The 17053-nt window shown below is 62.9% G+C and carries 11 protein-coding genes; 4 read left to right on the top strand and 7 right to left on the bottom strand.

What is annotated here, in order from left to right:
• Window positions 1-117 precede the first annotated feature (117 nt).
• Window positions 118-2685 (bottom strand): YfhO family protein, encoded by a 2568-nt coding sequence (locus tag CLV45_RS21890; RefSeq protein ID WP_100338617.1) that lies wholly within the window; start codon window positions 2683-2685, stop codon window positions 118-120.
• A 366-nt stretch (window positions 2686-3051) separates the two neighbouring features.
• Window positions 3052-3966 (bottom strand): EamA family transporter, encoded by a 915-nt coding sequence (locus CLV45_RS21895; protein WP_170061913.1) that lies wholly within the window; start codon window positions 3964-3966, stop codon window positions 3052-3054.
• Between the two features lie 227 nt (window positions 3967-4193).
• Here CLV45_RS21895 and CLV45_RS21900 point away from each other — a divergent pair, with 227 nt between their 5' ends.
• Both CLV45_RS21900 and CLV45_RS21905 read left to right on the top strand, forming a co-directional pair.
• Window positions 4194-6689, top strand: coding sequence for a bifunctional UDP-N-acetylmuramoyl-tripeptide:D-alanyl-D-alanine ligase/alanine racemase (locus tag CLV45_RS21900; RefSeq protein ID WP_100338619.1), 2496 nt, complete (start codon window positions 4194-4196; stop codon window positions 6687-6689).
• 92 nt (window positions 6690-6781) lie between these two features.
• A complete protein-coding gene (locus tag CLV45_RS21905; RefSeq protein WP_100338620.1) occupies window positions 6782-7435 on the top strand; it encodes an OmpA family protein in 654 nt (217 codons plus the stop codon).
• 204 nt (window positions 7436-7639) lie between these two features.
• Here the strand turns inward: CLV45_RS21905 and CLV45_RS21910 are convergent, their stop codons facing one another.
• Complete coding sequence (locus tag CLV45_RS21910; protein WP_100338621.1) at window positions 7640-8536, bottom strand: carboxypeptidase-like regulatory domain-containing protein; 897 nt, start codon at window positions 8534-8536, stop codon at window positions 7640-7642.
• Window positions 8537-8760: 224 nt separating this feature from the next.
• Here CLV45_RS21910 and CLV45_RS21915 point away from each other — a divergent pair, with 224 nt between their 5' ends.
• Both CLV45_RS21915 and feoB read left to right on the top strand, forming a co-directional pair.
• The gene (locus CLV45_RS21915; protein WP_100338622.1) at window positions 8761-9024 is read left to right on the top strand and encodes a FeoA family protein; all 264 of its coding nucleotides are present in this window, start codon (window positions 8761-8763) and stop codon (window positions 9022-9024) included.
• Window positions 9025-9034: 10 nt separating this feature from the next.
• Complete coding sequence (feoB, locus tag CLV45_RS21920; protein ID WP_100338623.1) at window positions 9035-11227, top strand: ferrous iron transport protein B; 2193 nt, start codon at window positions 9035-9037, stop codon at window positions 11225-11227.
• Between the two features lie 169 nt (window positions 11228-11396).
• Here the strand turns inward: feoB and CLV45_RS21925 are convergent, their stop codons facing one another.
• From CLV45_RS21925 to CLV45_RS21940, 4 genes are all read right to left on the bottom strand, one after another.
• Window positions 11397-12131, bottom strand: a complete 735-nt coding sequence (locus CLV45_RS21925) for a trypsin-like serine protease (protein ID WP_157807726.1) — start codon at window positions 12129-12131, stop codon at window positions 11397-11399.
• Window positions 12132-12263: 132 nt separating this feature from the next.
• On the bottom strand, window positions 12264-12968 hold the full coding sequence (locus CLV45_RS21930) for an SAM-dependent methyltransferase (protein WP_100338625.1): 705 nt from the start codon (window positions 12966-12968) through the stop codon (window positions 12264-12266).
• Between the two features lie 149 nt (window positions 12969-13117).
• On the bottom strand, window positions 13118-13888 hold the full coding sequence (locus CLV45_RS21935; RefSeq protein ID WP_100338626.1) for an alpha/beta fold hydrolase: 771 nt from the start codon (window positions 13886-13888) through the stop codon (window positions 13118-13120).
• A gap of 87 nt (window positions 13889-13975) precedes the next feature.
• A complete protein-coding gene (locus CLV45_RS21940; RefSeq protein WP_100338627.1) occupies window positions 13976-16996 on the bottom strand; it encodes an SBBP repeat-containing protein in 3021 nt (1006 codons plus the stop codon).
• Window positions 16997-17053: the final 57 nt, after the last annotated feature.

A 17053-nucleotide genomic window follows, 5' to 3' on the forward strand; every position in this document is an offset into this window, starting at 1 on the left:
ATGTAAAAGCCCTTTACCAACAGCTGGTAAAGGGCTTTTGTACGGTGATATGAACCTGAGCGGGTTAGGCCAGGAAAGTCCTTCGGCTTCGCCTCAGGATGACAGGGAGAAAAAGCCTTACGCGGCCAGGCGGGCTTCCTCTGCCGGTTCGGTGGGCTGGCGCTTGAGGGCGTAGAAAATGGTGCCCAGCAAGGTCAGAATCAGCAGGACGGACGAAATCATCGAGACGGTGTTGCCCACGGCGTATTCCTTGGGCTCAAACTTGAACTCGATGGTGTGGGTACCGGCCGGTACGGGCAGGGCCCGCAGCACGTAGTTGGCGCGCAGGTGGGGCACCAGCTTGCCGTCGAGGTAGGCGTTCCAGCCGTCCTGGTAGTAGATTTCGGAGAAGACCACGAAGCCATCCTGCACGGCAGTGGTGCGGTACTTAAGCTCGTCGGGCGAGTAGTTTGTCAGGGCAATGGTGGAGCCGGCCGCGTTGTAGGTGGTCTTCGCCAAGGGGAACTTAGAGGCGTCCACGACGGCCGTGGTGGCCACGTTCAGGGTGGTCAGGGCCGCAATTTCCTGGTCGGGGTTCTGCACCTTCTGCACCTCGCTCACAAACCAGGCGTTGCCCAGGGCGGCCGGGTTGCGCTGCACGGGCTGCTTGGGGTCGCCGGTGATGATGTAGCGGGTGTTGAGCATGGCCAGCACCTGCAGGTTGTTGGCCGAAATCTGGCGCTCAATCAAGTCCTGGTAGCGGCGCAGCTTGGCCCCGTGGTAGCCGCCGATGCTCTTGTGGAAGTACGACGTGTTGGCTTCGTTAAAAGGGTTCTGCATGTTGAGCACCCGGTAGCTCAGGTCCTTGTCCTGCAAGATCTGCTCATCGGCGGGCGTGGGCACGAACTGCTGGGCAATGGTTTCGCTCTGGAAGTTCGAGTCGTTGAGGTAGCGCTTATCCACGCTCCAGAGGTCAACCAGCGTCAGGGCGCCCACCAGCAGGCCGGCCATCGTCACCGAAAGCTTGCGCTGCAGGTAGAAGTACAGCACGCCGCCGGTCAGCACGATAAAGATGATGGAGCGGAACACGTCGGTGCGCATCAGGCTGGCGCGGTCCTCCCGCAGGGCATCCAGCGGAAACTGCTGCTGCTGGAGCTGGGCATCGACGGGGGCGGCGAAGTCGGCACCGAGGCCAGCCAGGAAGGCCAGCACGCAGATACCGGCCGTAATGGCCACGGCGTAGAGCACCTTGCGCTTGAGCTCCGTCTGCTCGGGCGAGGCGGCCGTAGCGCCACTGAGGGCGGCCAGGCTGGGGTGGGTGCTGGCCCCGGCTACGGGGGCCACGGCGGGCTGGGCGCGCAGCACCCGGGCCAGGGCCAGGATGGCCAGCAGGGGCATGGCCAGCTGGGCAATAACGAGAGCCATACTCACCGAGCGAAACTTGTTATAGCCCGGGAAGTAGTCGAACATCAGGTAGTTGAAGGTCTCGAAGTTCTTCCCCCAGGCCAGCACAATGGACAGGATAGTGCCCACCAGCAGCCAGGTGCGGGTGCGGCGGTCGGCCACGAACAGGCCCAGCACGAAGAGGAAGCACACCACGGCCCCGATGTAGACCGGGCCGCTGGTAATGGGCTGGTCGCCCCAGTAGAGGGGCAGCTGCTGCAGGTAGTCGCGCAGCTGCACCGGGGGCACACCCAGGCCGGCCAGGGCCTTGCCGGTGGCCGAGTTCTCGCTCAGGGAGCCGCCACTGGCCCCGCCGTAGTAGTTGGGAATGAGCAGGGTGATGGTTTCGCCCACGCCGTAGCTCCAGCCGAAGGCGTAGTCCCGGTCGAGGCCGTTGCCGGCGCCGCCGTCTTCACCGGCGGCCTGGGCCGGGGCGCCCGGGGCCGTGGGAGCGGGCGTAGTCAGCTCCGACTTGCCGCGGATGGAGTACTTGCCGTACTCGGCCGTGACGTAGAGGCGGCCGAAGCTCACGCCCACGGCCAGCACGGCGGCGGCAGCCAACAGGGCCGAGCGGCCCAGGAAGTCGGAGAGGCGCTTCTCGCGCAGGGCCGCAATCAGCTCCACGATGCCGAAGACCAGCACCAGCAGGAGCAGGTAGTAGGTGATTTGCAGGTGGTTGGAGCGCACGTTCATCGTCAGGCCCAGGGCGAAGAGGGCCGCGCCCAGCCAACGGTTGCGCCTAAATGTGACCAGCAGGCCGCCCAGCACCAGGGGCGCGTAGGCCAGGGCCAGCGACTTGGTGTTGTGGCCGGCGGCCAGAATAATGAGGTTGTAGCTGGTAAAGCCCAGGGCAATGGCGCCGATGGCCGCCAGCAGGGGCCGCACGCCCAGGGCCACGAACAGCACGTAGCCGCAGAGCAGGGCCAGAAACAGGTTGGCCACCACCGCCGGCAAATGCAGGGTGAAGATGTTGTGCAGGTAGATGGACAGGTCGCCGGGGAAGCGGGTGCTGATCAGGTAGGTGGGCATCCCGCTGAACATGGAGTTGGTCCAGAGGGCTTCCTTACCGGTGGCTTCGCGGTAGAGCTGGGCCTCGTGGGCCCCGCCGTTGAACTGCACCACGTCGTGCTGGGCCAGGGTTTTGCCGTCGAACAGGATGGGGGAGAAGTACACCGCCGCCAGCACCAGGAAGAACACCACGGCCAGCAAATGGGGCAGCAGCCGGCGCCAGAGCGGCACGGCCGGAGAAGAAACAGTAGTCATCAGACGAGAAAAGAGTCGGAAAATGGCTCACCTGCCGCCTTGGGCAGTCAGGCAGCCCGAAGGTAGCCCGTTTATTTTATTTGCGGAACGCCCCGCGGGCATATTCGTGGCCGGCAACGGGGCGGAATAGGAGGCCGCCGCGCGGCCCAGCCGGTCCCCCGGGCGCCGGCACTGCCCGGCCCGAAGCGGGGCCGAAACCCGGCGGGAGACAGTAAAAGCAGTCGGCAGAAGGACCGGGTAGATAGTATAATTCCGCGGCGGGCCAAACGGGGGAGGTGGCGGGGAGATGGCTAGAAGGTCCCAACTAGAGGGCCGATTGGGGCAACTTTTTCAGCGCGGAGAATTGCACAAAACGCAGGTGAGCGGTTAGCTGCTCTTGCTCAGGACGGGGGCGGCTGCTTGGCGGCGCTTTGCGTTGTAGAGCACCACCGAGAGCAGAATCACGCCGTAGGCTACGGCCTGCTTGGCGCTGGCCTGCTCGCCGAAGTAGGCAAAGGCCAGGGCAAAGCTCAGAATCGGGTTCAGGTACATCAGGATGCCCACCGTGCCCGAGGGCAGATCGTTGAGGGCAAACAGGTTCAGAAACAGCGGAATAACGGTGAAGCCGATACTCAGCACGGCGGCCATCAGCAGCAGGTACCCGTCGCGGAAGCCGGCGGCGGGGTCGGCGCCCAGCAGCGGGGCCGCCGGGATGATAACCAGGGCCGCCAGCATGAGCTGCACCGTGAGCAGCACCAGCCGGTCGTAGCCCTGCAGGCGGCGCTGGGTGATGAGGTAGGAAGCATAGGTGACGGCCACCACGAGGCTCATGAGCACGTTTTGCCAGGCCCCGGCTCCCAGCAGAGCGCAGCTCACGGCGCTCAGGCCGATGGCCAGCCACTGGTTGCGGCGCAGCTTTTCGCCCAGCACCACAAAGCCCAGCAGGGCCGTCAGGATGGGGCAGATAAGGTAGGCGAAGGAGCCGGCCTGCACGCTGACCTGGTTGACGACGTAGATGAATAGCAGCCAGTTGCTGGTGAGCAGGGCCCCGCCTACCAGGGTGCTGCCGGCCACCCGGCGCCGCTCGGCTGGGTCAGCCAGCTGCCACTGCCGGAGGGTGGCGCGCACCGTGGCGCGGCGGGCCGTGAGGTGAATGAGCAGCAACAGGGCCAGGCTGAGCAGCACCCGGAAAAACAGGATCTGCCCGCTGGCGTAGCCGGCCATCAGGCGCAAGGGAATCGGGAAGAAGCCCCAGATCAGGAAAGCCGCCAGGGCGGCCAGGTGGTGGCGGGAGAGTTTCAAGAGTAGCAGGCGGGGAGAACTAGGGCAAAGGTACGCTTTATGACCGGGGCCCGGCCGCCTGCGTCTGGTGTAGTGGCCCAAGTCTTCCGCCCGCAGGGCCTGACTTGCGGCCGGGGCACGGAGCAAGTCTCCAGACCTGCGCGGTGGGGCGGAAGACTTCCGCCAGGGGGTAGCCGTCGGTGGCTCGGCCGAAACCCTACTACCTTTGCCCTGGTTTTCCCCTTGCCATGCTGCATTTCCTCGACCTTCCGGCCCTGACCCACGGTACCCTGTTGCAGGAGCCTGCCGCCGCGGCCCGTATTCAGCACCTGCTGCTCGACAGCCGCCGGGTGGGCCAGCCCGCCGGCTCCTTGTTCTTTGCCATCCGCGGGGCCCAGCACGACGGCCACCGCTACCTGCCCGACCTCTATGCGCAGGGCGTGCGTCTGTTCGTGGTCGACCACCCGGCGCTGATTCCGGGCGGGGCGGCGGCTTTTCCGGAGGCGGGGTTTTTGGTGGTTAGTGATACGCTGGGAGCTTTGCAGGCCATTGCGGCCCACCACCGCCGGCAGTTCCGCCTTCCGGTGTTTGGCATTACGGGCTCCAATGGCAAGACCATTGTGAAGGAGTGGCTGGCCCAGCTGCTGAGTCCGGATGAGCTGATTTGCAAGAGTCCGCGCAGCTACAACTCCCAGGTGGGCGTGCCCCTGAGCGTGTGGGAGCTGAACCCGACCCACACGCTGGGCATCTTCGAGGCCGGTATTTCCGAGGTGGGCGAAATGGCTCGGCTGGCCCGGGTGATTCAGCCCACGCTGGGCATCTTCACCAACCTGGGCACGGCCCACGACGCGGGCTTTGGCTCCCCGGCCGAGAAAGTAGCCGAGAAGATGCAGCTGTTCGGGGACGTGGACACCCTGTTTTACTGCCGCGACCAGGAGGCGGTGCACGCCGCGGCCCAGGCCTTGCTGGGCGCCCAGCGCACGTTCACCTGGAGCCGGCACCACGCCTACGACACCCACGTGGCGGTGCAGGTGCTGGAGGCCTCAGCCCAGCGCACGGTGGTGCGCGTGACGCTGGAGCGGCCCGTGTTGCAGGAGCACACCTTCACGCTGCCCTTCGCCGACGAGCCCTCGGTGGAAAACGCCCTGCACGGCCTCACGGTGCTGCTGTGGCGGCAGGTGCCGGCTCCCGAAATTCAGCGCCGCCTCGACCGGCTGCAGCCCGTGGCCATGCGCCTGGAAATGAAGCAGGCCCTAAACGACTGCTACGTCCTGGATGACACCTATAATAACGACCTGGCCGGCCTGCGCCTGGCCCTGGATGCCCTGGCCCGGCAGCCCCGGCGCGGCCGCCGCATCCTGATTCTGTCCGACGTGCTCGAATCGGGTTTGCCCGCCGCGGAGCTGTACGCCCACGTGGCCGCCCTGCTCCCAACCCACGGCGTGGAGCGGCTGGTAGGCATTGGGGCGGAAATCAGCGCCCACGAGGCAGTTTTTGGGAACATGGCCAAGGCGTTTTACCCGACGACGGAAGCCTTTCTGGCCGCCTTCCAGCCCGAGCAGTTTCACCAGGAAACCATTCTGGTGAAGGGCGCCCGGCGCTTTGAGTTCGAGCGGATTGTGGCCGCCTTCCAGCAGAAGATTCACGGCACGGTGCTCGAAGTCAACCTTGATGCGCTGGTCCACAACCTGAACTTTTACCGGGCCCGCCTTCAGCCCGGCACCCGGCTCATGGTCATGGTCAAGGCCTTTGCCTACGGCAGCGGCAGCTACGAAGTGGCCAACCTGCTGCAGTTTCACCGGGCCGACTACCTGGCCGTGGCCTACGCCGACGAAGGCGTGGAGCTGCGCCAGCACGGCATCAGCCTGCCCATCATGGTGATGAACCCCTCCCCGGACTCGTTCCAGAAGCTGCGGCAGTACCACCTGGAGCCCGAAATCTACTCGTTTGAGCGGCTGCAGGAGTACCTGCGGGCGGCTCAGGACCAGCCCATGCCCGCCATTCACCTCAAGCTCGACACCGGCATGCGCCGCCTGGGCTTTGCCGAGGAAGATTTGCCCGAGCTCTGCCGCCTGCTCCAGCAGCACGCCGCCCACCTGCGCGTGGCCAGCGCCCTGACCCACCTGGCCGGGGCCGACGAAGAGCAGCACAACGACTTTTCGCGCCAGCAATTGGCCGCCTTCCAGCGCATGGCCCCGCAGGTCGAGGCCGCGCTGGGGTACTCCATTATCAAGCACGCCCTGAACTCGGCCGGTATCGTGCGCTTCCCCGAGGCCCACTACGACATGGTACGGCTGGGCATCGGCCTCTACGGGGTGGAAGCCAGCGGGCAGCAGCCCGACGCGCTGCGGCCGGTGAGCAGCCTGCGTACCACCATTTCCCAGGTCAAAACCCTGGCCCCGGGCCAGACGGTGGGCTACGGCCGCCGCGGTGAAGCCGTAGCGCATGAGCGCCGCATTGCCACCCTGGCCATCGGGTATGCCGACGGCTACGACCGGCGCTTCGGCAACGGGGTGGGCGAGGTGGTCATTCGGGGGCAGCGGGCCCCGCTGGTGGGCAACGTGTGCATGGATATGTGCATGGCCGACGTTACCCACATTGCCGGGGCCCAGGCCGGCGACTCGGCCGTGGTGTTCGGGGAGGAAATGCCCCTGCGCGAAGCCGCGGCCCGCATCGGCACCATTCCCTACGAGCTGCTGACCAACGTGAGTGAGCGGGTAAAGCGGGTGTTTTTCGCCGAGTAAAAAGCGGTGCGGCTCCGGAACGGGTGAACCTGGGCAGTATTCCTGCGTATGCGTCCCCACTTCCTTTTCCCTGCCCCTTACTCCACAACCACATGAAAAAGCACATCCTCTCCGTCGTAGCCCTGATTGCCCTGCTCACGGCCTGCGACAACCTGAAAAACCCCGAAACCAAAGACCAGCCCCAGGAAGCCACCGCCGATACGGCCGTAGTATACCGGGATGGTAAAACGGCCGGTGACGCCGTAGAAGGCGCGGCCAATGCCGCCGGCAATGCTGCCGACGCCGCCGGCAATGCCGTTAGCAGCGGCTGGGACATGACCAAGGCCAAGCTGGCCGACGTGAAATACCCCGAAGTAAACCTGCCCGACGTGACCGTGCGCGGCAACGATGAGTACAGCGTCTACGGCGTGGAAGAAACCGTACTCTTCGACACCGACAAGGCCGAAATTAAAGCCGGCGCCAGCAAGGCCCTGGAGCAGATTTCCGCCTCCATCGGGCAGCGCTACGCCACCGGCCCGGTTTACATCATGGGCTTCGCCGACTCGCGCGGCGACAAAAGCTACAACCGGGAGCTGAGCGAGAAGCGCGCCAACGCCGTGAAAACCTGGCTGAGCCAGAACGGTAAAATCGACGCTTCCCGCGTGAGCATCGAGCCCATGGGTGAGAGCCAGCCCGTAGCTTCCAACGCCACCGCCGAAGGCCGCCAGCAGAACCGCCGCGTCGAAATTGCCGTCCGCACCAAGTAAATGTGGTTAATGTATCGGAATGTGGATAATGTGCTGAAATGGGCTTTTCGAAGTTGTAAAAGCATATAGTTCACTACGCTACAGTGCCGACAAACAAAAGAGGCTGCTCCTTTTCGGGGGCAGCCTCTTTTGTAATTGAGTGGACGGAGAAATCAAGTGTTTAGCACATTAGCACGTTCAAACACATTTCTCACATTCCCCGCATTAGTCTTTGATCATGTCGACCTCGGCCTTGATCATGGCGTTGTAGCGCATGCCGTTGTTGGCCAACGTAATCAGGCTCCAGCCTTTGCCGATGGAGTAGGTCCAGGTGCGGCTTTCCTTGAATTCGAAGGTGGGACGCATGATCTGACCGTAGGGCGTGTAGGTTTCCATGAAGTTGGTGGTGTAGAACTTGTCACCGCTCACAATCCACTCCATGGCCACAAAGAAGCCTTCTTCGGGCGCTTCCACGTTGTACTGGGTCAAATCGATGGTGTACCACTCGCCGCCTTTCGGGGCCGAAACCACCACGTTGTCGGTCAGGATGTCGGTGTTGGGCGAGTTGTAGTTACCGTCGGCCTTGTAGAGCCGCACGCGGAACGGCTCCCGGGGGAAACCGTTTTCGCCGATGTAGAACGACACCGAGCGCACGTTGCCGAGCTTTTTACCTTTCTCGTTTTTCACGAAGAAAGCGTACTGCTGGCCGGGCAGGCCCTGAATCATACCCTCGCCGGGCGTGCTGCCCTTCGAGCCCAGCGACAGGTCTTTCACCTTGCCGCCTTTAACTTTTACTTCGGCCAGCTCAATCACGCGCTTGGGAACCTCGATGATAAGGTCCTGCAGGTTAGCGCCTTTCTTGACCAGAATGGCTTTGCGGAAGTAACCCAGCGCCAGCACCACCAGGGAGTCCTGGGCTTTGTCGGGCATGGCCATCTGGAAGAAGCCATACTCGTTGGTCAAAGCGCCGCTCTGTTCCTCCTTCAGGCCAATGGAGGCAAAAGGAATCGGCTCTTTGGTCTTTTGGTCTACAATACGGCCCGAGATTTTATTCTCTTGAGCGAAGCCTAGCGCTGGAAACAGCAGAACGAAGGCGAAAAGAGTAAGTAAGCGTTGGAGCATAGGTAGGCAGAATCTTAATTATATGTCAAAACTACAATGAAATGGGCGAAGAAACGCAATACCTCCCTGAATATTTATAAATATGCAATTGCATTTCGGAATAATTCTAAATCAAAGACTTAGGGCCTTTTGCACGCCCTGTCAGCGGCATTATCTGAGTTTTGGCTGAAACCTAAATGGGTAGTACCTTTGTTTGAACAGAATCTAAATAACACCCACCGCCCGTGTCCAGCCGTTCCGCCCAAGCCAAGACCTCTACGCCCCGCAGCGTAAAAGACCTGCGTCTGGGTGAAAGCGGCACGATCTGCTGCCTGCAGGACCCCGAAATGGCCCTTAAGCTGCTGGAAATGGGCTGTATCCCCGGCACCCAGGTTCGACTGAACAGCCGGGCGCCGCTGGGCTGCCCCATCACGCTGGTCGTCGGCGACGAGGACTATACCTTGTCGTTGCGGGTCAGTGAGGCGGCCACGATTCTTCTGAAAGACTAGCCGCTGCCGCATGGCCCGCGCAACCCTCATATCCGACCCCACCGGGGCGGCCGCCTCGGCCTTGACCCTGGAAGCCCTGCGCGACGTGCCGCCGCGCAGTCACCGCGAGCTGACGCGCATTGCCCTGATTGGCAACCCCAACTCGGGCAAGTCGTCCTTGTTCAACCAGCTCACGGGCCTGAATCAGAAAGTCGGCAACTTCCCTGGCGTCACGGTGGACCGTAAAACCGGTATTAGTCAGCTCACGGCCCAGCACCGGGCCGAAATCATTGACCTGCCCGGCACCTACTCGCTCTATCCCAAGAGCCTCGACGAGAAGGTCATTACCGACCTGCTCTACGACCAGGCTTCGGACCAGTACCCCGACTTCGTCGTTATTACCGTCGATGCCTCGAATCTGCGGCGCAATCTGCTGCTGTTCACCCAGCTGGCCGATTTGGGCCTGCCCGCGGTGCTGGCCCTGAACATGATGGACGTGGCCGAGCAGCACGGCGTGCAGATTGACATCATGGCCCTGCAGCAGGAGCTGGGCGTACCCATCATTCCGATGAATGCCCGCAAGGGCGTGGGTATTGCCGCGCTTAAGATTGTGATGTCGCGGCAGCTGGGCGCCCCCACGGTGAGCTTTTTCGAGCCCAGTGAGGATTTGCTGCCCATGATCCGGCAGATTCGCTACTACTTCAACCTGCACAACGACTACCTGGCGCTGCACTACGCCCACCAGTTTCGGCAGATCAGCTTTCTGACGGCCGACGACAAAGCCTACATCGGCGAGCTGGTAGAGAAGTACGATTTCAAGCCTACGCCCCGGCAGGCCCAGGAAACCATCGACCGGTATGCCCGCATCAACGATATTCTGCTGAATACGGTGACGGTGGTGCGCACCGAGAAAAACGAGCCCTACAGCAACAAGCTCGACAAGGTGCTGACCCACAAGGTGTGGGGCTACCTGATTTTCTTCGGCATCCTGTTTCTGATGTTTCAGGCCGTCTTTGCCTGGGCCAGCTACCCCATGGAGCTGATTGATGAGGGCGTGACGTGGATAAATCAGCTGGTGCAAACCAACTTCGATGGGCCGCTGGTGAACCTGCTCACAGAGGGCGTGCTGGCCGGCCTGGGCGGGGTGCTCATCTTCATTCCGCAGATTGCCCTGCTCTTCGCCTTTATTGCGGTGCTCGAGGAAACCGGCTACATGGCCCGGGTCACGTTTATGATGGACCGGATTATGCGCAAGTTCGGGCTGAACGGCAAGAGCATTGTGCCCCTGATTTCGGGGGTGGCCTGCGCCGTGCCGGCCATTATGAGTGCCCGCACCATCGAAAACTGGAAGGACCGCATCATCACCATCTTCGTGACGCCGCTGATGAGCTGCTCGGCCCGAATTCCGGTCTATACCGTGCTCATTGCCTTGGTGGTGCCGCCCCAGAAAGTGCTGGGCATCTTCAATCTGCAGGGTATTGCGCTGATGGGTTTGTACCTGCTAGGCTTTTTTGCCGCTATTTTCTCGGCCTGGCTGCTCAAGCTGATTCTGCGCACTCAGAACAAGAGCTACTTCATCATGGAGTTTCCCGTGTACCGCTGGCCGCGCTGGAAAAACGTGGGAATTACCATCGTGGAGAAGGTCAAAACCTTCGTCTTCCAGGCCGGTAAGGTGATTGTGGCCATTTCCGTGATTCTGTGGGTGCTGGCTTCCTACGGGCCGGGCAATGCTCTGGAGCAGGCCGAAACCCGGGTGCGCGCTACGGCAACTCAGCAGCAGCTGTCGGCCGAGGAAACTGACATCCGCATTGCCTCCGAGAAGCTGGAGAATTCCTACGCCGGCCTTTTTGGCCGCACCCTGGAGCCGGCCATCCGCCCCCTGGGCTTCGACTGGAAAATCGGTATTGCCCTCATTACCTCGTTTGCCGCCCGGGAAGTATTCGTGGGCACTATTTCCACCATCTACAGCGTGGGCCAGGACGCCGACATGCGCACGGTGCAGCAGAAACTGGCCGCCGAGAAAGACGACAACGGGCAGCCCTTCTTCACCCCGGCTCGGGCATTTTCCCTGCTGGTGTTCTACGTTTTTGCCATGCAGTGCATGAGCACTCTGGCCGTGGTGTACCGCGAAACCAAAGGCTGGAAATGGCCCCTGCTGCAGCTGCTCTACATGACCGGCCTGGCCTACGTATCGTCCTTCGTGGTGTATCAGCTGTTCAGCTAACCATTTGCCCTTGCGAGGAGGCACGACATTCCGCGCCTCAAGCGGCGTCAATTCGTGCGCTGCGCAGGTAGTCTCGCCCTTTACCGAAAAGCCCTCAATCGTACCGACGATTGAGGGCTTTTCGGTAAAGGGCATTGGCTGACTAAGCTTTTAACGGAGCCTTACGCGTTTACTTTTTCGGGTTCTTTTCCAGGAAAGCCAGCAGGCCATCCAGCGCGCAGGGCGAGAAGTACTTCTTTTTGGTGTCCGGGTCTACGGTGCCGTTGGACACGATGCCGACCACGAGTCCTTGCTCGTCGACCAGTGGGGCCCCACTCAGGCCGCCGAACTGCTCGGGCACGAGCAGGTCTTTGAGCAGAATCCGGTGGTCGATGGTTTTGTAGTATTCGAATTCGTACACCCGCTGGGGACCGTCTTCCATGCGGCGCGTCCAGCCCACGACGTAGAGCTTTTCCCCGGGCCGCAGCGGCGTCGTCCGAGCTTCCAGGGGCTTGATGCCGGAATGGTTGGAGCGGAGCGAGAAAACCAGCCAGTCGTCATCGTACGTGGCCTTGTCGTCCAGGGCCTCGGCCCGATTCTCGTTCAGCAGTCGTTGCGTGACAACCCGGTCGGCTTTGCGGTTCAGCGGAAACAGGGACCAGGCCCTGATGCTGTTGCCCAAGGAAACCGAAGTCATTTCGCCGGTCTTGATAACCTTCAGCAAGTGCTTGGCCGTGACGGCAAAGGTGTCGGCGTGATGCTTAAGCAGGAAGCCACAACTAAAGCGGGGCTGGTCAAACTTTGCGTCGGTAAAGTCAATCCGGTTGACTAAGGCTATTTCTGGAAAGTGCTTCTTGGAAACCGGCTCCTGCCCGGAGCATTCGGTGGTCAGTACCAGAAGAAAAATCAGCCAGCTGAACTTCATGCTAATTCCGGTTTTGGGGCGCAACAGTAGCGTTGACAAGGCCTTAAACTACAGCAATTGGCCGATGATTAGCAACGGGTTTGGCTACCCCCGGCGAAAGTAGCCGACCAGCAAGCAGCGTCGCCACTGCTGCTACCGCCCAATCAGAAACACGGCGGGCTGCTTGTGAATCTGGGGGAGCTTGCCTTTCCAGCCGGCCACCGTGTCGGTGCGCACCAGCTCGTCGGGAGCGGTGAGGTTGGCGGCAATGCAGAGGCGGGTGCCGGGCTGGAGCTGGGTCAGCAAATCGTCCAGCATCTGCATGTTGCGGTAGGGCGTCTCGATGAAGAGCTGGGTCTGGTGCTGGCTCAGGGCCTGCTTTTCCAGGGCTTTGATGGCGGCAACGCGCTGGGCCCGCTCAATGGGCAGATAGCCGTGGAAGGCGAAGCTCTGCCCGTTCATGCCCGAGCCCATCAACGCCAGCAGCAGGGAGGAAGGCCCCACCAGCGGCACTACTTTGATACCGAGCTTGTGGGCCAGGCGGGCTACTTCGGCGCCGGGGTCGGCCACGCCGGGGCAGCCGGCTTCGGAAATGACGCCGGCATCCTGGCCCGCCACCACGGCCTTCAGCGCCTCCTGAATCTGGGCTTCGGTCGAATCCTTGTCGATGACGGTGAGGCGCAGGCTTTCGATAACCTGGGCCGGGGCCACGCTCTTGATAAAGCGGCGGGCCGTGCGGGCATTTTCCACCAGAAAGTACGACAGCGCCGCTACCTGGGAGGCCACCTGCGCCGGCAGCACCTGGGCGGCCGTGTCGTCGGCCAGCACGGTGGGAATAAGGTAGAGAGTACCCTTCATCTTTAGTTGATAGTTGTTCGTTGTCAGTTGGTAGGTCTTTTTGGTTGCCTATGATGCTGACAACTGCTCCCGCTATAGTAGTTGTTGGTTGGTAGTTGTTAGGAACAGCTGGCAGCACGAGCTAACAACTGACAACGAACAACTATCAACTAACTTTTCGCGAAGGCCTCGACCAGGGCGTAGATTTCCTCGGGCTTTTCGGCGTGTAGCCAGTGGCCGGCGTCCACCACGGTTTCGACCTGGCTGTTGGGAAACAGGGCCGGAATGGCGTAGAGCTTGTCTTCGGTGCTTACGTAGTCCGATTTGCCGCCGCGCACGAACAGGGCCGGCTTCACGAAGGGCGTGGGTCCGGTGATTTCGGCGCCAATGGCGGGCATATTGGCCGTCAGGGCCGCCAGGTTGGGGCGCCAGGCAAAGGAGTTGTCTTCGCGACGGTAGAGGTTTTTGAGCAGGAACTGCCGCACGCCCAGCTGCGGAATGTGCTGGGCCAGGGCCTCGTCGGCCTGCTGCCTCGACTCGATGGTGGCCAGGTTCACGGCGTGTAGGCCGGCCAGAATATCGTCCTGGTGGCGCATGTCCGACAGGCGGGGGGCAATGTCGAGCACGATGAGCTTGTCGAGGCGGGCGGGGTGGTCGAGGGCGAAGCGCATGGCTACTTTGCCGCCCATGCTGTGGCCCATCAGGGTCACGTGCTGAAGCTGGAGCAGGTCGAACAATTCCAGCACGTCCTGGCTCATGAGCTCGTAGCTGTGCTCGGCCGTCTGGGGGGAGCGGCCGTGGTTGCGCAAATCCACCACAATCACGCGGTGGGTTTCGGCCCAGCGCTTGGCCAGGGTCTGCCAGTTGTCGGAAGTGCCGAAGAGGCCGTGCAGGATAACGAGCGGGTTGCCGGCGCCCAGTTCGCGGAAGTGTAGTTGCATAGTGCGGCAAAGGTCGGAAGAAGCCGGCAAACAAAACGGGCCGGCCACTTGAAAGCGGCCGGCCCGGTCAAATCAGGAGTTAATTGCCTATTGCCGCACCACCTTCAGCACTTGTTGTTGGGTACCCTGGCGCACGGTGAGCGTGTACACGCCGGCCGGCCACCGGACTGCGGCCGGCAGGGGCAGCGTCGTTTGCCCGGCCGGCAGCGTTACCTGCTCGCGCAGCCACTGGCGGCCCGTCACGTCGTGGGCCGTAACTTCCACCGGGCCCGGCAGCGGAGCCAGCAGCTGCACCGTGAGCTGGTGGGCAAACGGGTTGGGGAAAGCCTGGGTCAGAGTCTGGGTTTTGACCGCCGCATGGTTGGCCGTAATAATCGGGTTCAGCCGGGCCAGGTAGCCCACCGTGTGCACCGCGCCGGGACTGGTGAGCGTGAGTGGCCCGAACGTGGCCGTGGTCGAGCCGTAGTTGCCGGAAAAGTCGCCGGCCACGTACACCTGCCCGCTGGAACTCAGGGCCAGGTCGTAGGTATAGTTGGTGCCCCCGACGCTGGTGGCCCATTGCCACTGGCCGGCCGGACTGAGCTGGGCCACGAAAGTATCGTAGTAGCTGCGGTGGCTATAGGGCAGGGTGGTGGAACCGAAAATACCGCCGGCACTGCGGAAGCTGCCCGTGACGTAGGTCGTGCCGGTGGCATCCACGGCAATGGCTGAGCCCTGGTTGGAGCCGCGCATCCCACCCTGAGCCGCCCACTGCCACTGCCCGGCAGAGTTGACTTTGGCCACGAAAACGTCGGAGCTGTCGGAGCTGGTGAAGGCTGTGCTACCAAACGTGGCCGGGCCGCTGAAGAAGCCCGTCACGTAGGCGTTGCCGCTGGCATCGGCCGCAATGGCAGCTGTGCCGGCGTAGTCCGCGCCGGCGCCGGCGGCCCACTGCCACTGGCCGGTGCCGCTGAGCTTGGCCACGAAGGCGTTGGAATAGCCCGGGTTGCTGACCGTGGCGCTGCCGAAGGTGGCGGAGGGGCTTTGCGTGGAGCCCGACACGTAGGCGTTGCCCAGGGCGTCGAGGGCAATGTCGCTGGCGGCATCGGGACCGGTGCCGCCGCCGCTGCTGGCCCACAGCCACTGGCCGTCGGAGTCGAGCTTAGCGGCAAAGACTTCGAATGTGCCGTTGCTGGGGTTGGTGACGGTGACGCTGCCAAACGTGGTCGAAGCGCCCTGAAACGAGCCGGCAACGTAGGCGTGGCCGGTAGCATCGACGGCAATGCCGTTGCCAAACTCATCGTTGGTGCCCAAGGCCTGCGTGGCCCACTGCCACTGGCCCGCCGTGTTGAGCTTGGCCACGAAGACATCGAAGCCGCCGACGCTGCTGAGTGTGGTGCTGCCAAAGGTAGCGTCGGCGCCTTTGAAGCAACCGGTCAAATACACGTTGCCGGCCGCATCCACGGCTAGGCTGCCTTTGTCGCTGTAGTAGCCGTAGCGGGCCGTGCCGGCGGTTTGCGTCACCCAAAGCCACTGCCCGGCCGCGCTGCGCTTGGCCACAAACAGGTCGTCGAGGGTGTGGCTGGTGCGCGTGATGGAGCCGAAGCTGAGCGTGCCGGTGAAGGAGCCCGTGACGTACACGTTGCCGGCCGCATCCACGGCCGTGCTGCTCACCGTGGCGCTGCCGCCCCCTTTCGACTGCTGAGCCCACTGCCACTGCCCGGTGCTGCCCAGCTTGGCTACAAACAGGTCGGCCGCGCCGCTGCTAGTGAGCGTGGTAGAGCCAAAGGTGACGTTGTCTTCTAGGTAGAAGCCCGTGACGTAGGCGTTGCTGCTGGCGTCCACGGCCAAACCGTAGGCGTTGGCGCCACCCGCGCCGCCCGTCTGCTGGGCCCATTGCCACTGGCCGCTGGTGTTGAGCTTGGCCACGTACGTGCGCTGGTTGGGGCCGCTGCCGTTGAGGGAAATAGTGCCGAAAGAAAGCTGGGTGCTGTTGGTAAAGCCCGTCAGGTAGGTGTTGCCGGCCGCGTCGGTGGTCAGGGCCGTGGCCGTCTTGGTGCCGACGCCGCTGACCGGCGCCACCCACTGCCACTGGCCGGCCGCGTTGAGCTTGGCGGCAAAGGCAACGCCGCTGTAGTTGTTGTTCAGTGTAATGCTGCCGAAAGAGGCGGGGCCCTGATCGGCAAACCCGCCTACGTACACGTTGCCGGCCGCGTCGAGGGTCAGGCCACAGGGGGTGTCACTGTTGTAACTGCCGGCCTGGGTAGCCCATTGCCACTGGCCGTTGGGGTTGAGCTTGGCCACGAAGATGTCGGACGCACCGCTGCCGGCCACGTTGCTGGTGTTGGTCAGCACGGTGGTGCCGAAGCTGGCCGTGGCCCCGTAGAAGGAGCCCGTGACGTACACGTTGCCGCTGGCGTCGGCCCGCAGGCCGTTGGTGTAGTTCATTTTCTCACTGCCAGCCTTCACGGCCCACTGCCACTGGCCGGCCGCGGTAATCTTGGCTACGAAAATGTCGGTGCCGGTCGAGGCCAGGGTGGTGGTGCCGAAGGTGGCGCCGGTGCCGAAGGTGCCGGTCAGGTACACGTTGCCGCCGGCGTCGAGGGCCAGGTTAGAGGCATGCTTGCTGCCGGGGCCGCTGGCCTGGGTAGCCCAGAGCCATTGCCCGGCGCTGCTCAGCTTGGCCACGTACAGGTCGGAGCCGTAGGGGTTGGTGCAGGTGTTGGTGAGCGTGGTAGTGCCCAGCGTAAGGGTGCGGCCGCCAAAGGAACCCGCCACGTACAGGTCGCCGGCGGCGTCCACGGTCATGTCGGCAGCGCCCACGCCGCCGAGCACCCACTGGCACTGGCCGGTAGCCTCGTCGAGCTTGGCAATAAAGGAGGAATAGTCGGTGCTGGTGAGGGTGCGGCCGCCCAGGCTGATGGTGCCCTGAACGTTACCGGTGAGGTAGAGGTGGCCGGCGCCGTCCGACACGAACTTCTGGCCGAAGGCCTGGCCGTTGTACTCGGAGGTGCCCAGGGCCTGGGCCGCGTCCCAGGTTTGGGCCCGGCCCAGGCGGCCCGCCAGCAGGAATAGTATCAGCAGCAACCAAGTGCGGGATTGAAATAGCCGTGGTAAAAGTGTACGCATAGAGAAGAGTTAGATAAGAAGCGGCCCCAAGCAAAAGCCCGCCGCTGCATTTAGAAA

This window comes from Hymenobacter chitinivorans DSM 11115 (assembly GCF_002797555.1).
In the GTDB taxonomy this organism is placed as follows: domain Bacteria; phylum Bacteroidota; class Bacteroidia; order Cytophagales; family Hymenobacteraceae; genus Hymenobacter; species Hymenobacter chitinivorans.

Excerpts from the sequence above, each read along its gene's own strand:
- CLV45_RS21890 (WP_100338617.1), bottom strand. The coding sequence starts at position 2,685 with ATGACTACTGTTTCTTCTCCGGCCGTGCCGCTCTGGCGCCGGCTGCTG.
- CLV45_RS21900 (WP_100338619.1), top strand. The coding sequence starts at position 4,194 with ATGCTGCATTTCCTCGACCTTCCGGCCCTGACCCACGGTACCCTGTTG.
- CLV45_RS21905 (WP_100338620.1), top strand. The coding sequence starts at position 6,782 with ATGAAAAAGCACATCCTCTCCGTCGTAGCCCTGATTGCCCTGCTCACG.
- CLV45_RS21910 (WP_100338621.1), bottom strand. The coding sequence starts at position 8,536 with ATGCTCCAACGCTTACTTACTCTTTTCGCCTTCGTTCTGCTGTTTCCA.
- feoB (WP_100338623.1), top strand. The coding sequence starts at position 9,035 with ATGGCCCGCGCAACCCTCATATCCGACCCCACCGGGGCGGCCGCCTCG.
- CLV45_RS21925 (WP_157807726.1), bottom strand. The coding sequence starts at position 12,131 with ATGAAGTTCAGCTGGCTGATTTTTCTTCTGGTACTGACCACCGAATGC.
- CLV45_RS21930 (WP_100338625.1), bottom strand. The coding sequence starts at position 12,968 with ATGAAGGGTACTCTCTACCTTATTCCCACCGTGCTGGCCGACGACACG.
- CLV45_RS21935 (WP_100338626.1), bottom strand. The coding sequence starts at position 13,888 with ATGCAACTACACTTCCGCGAACTGGGCGCCGGCAACCCGCTCGTTATC.
- CLV45_RS21940 (WP_100338627.1), bottom strand. The coding sequence starts at position 16,996 with ATGCGTACACTTTTACCACGGCTATTTCAATCCCGCACTTGGTTGCTG.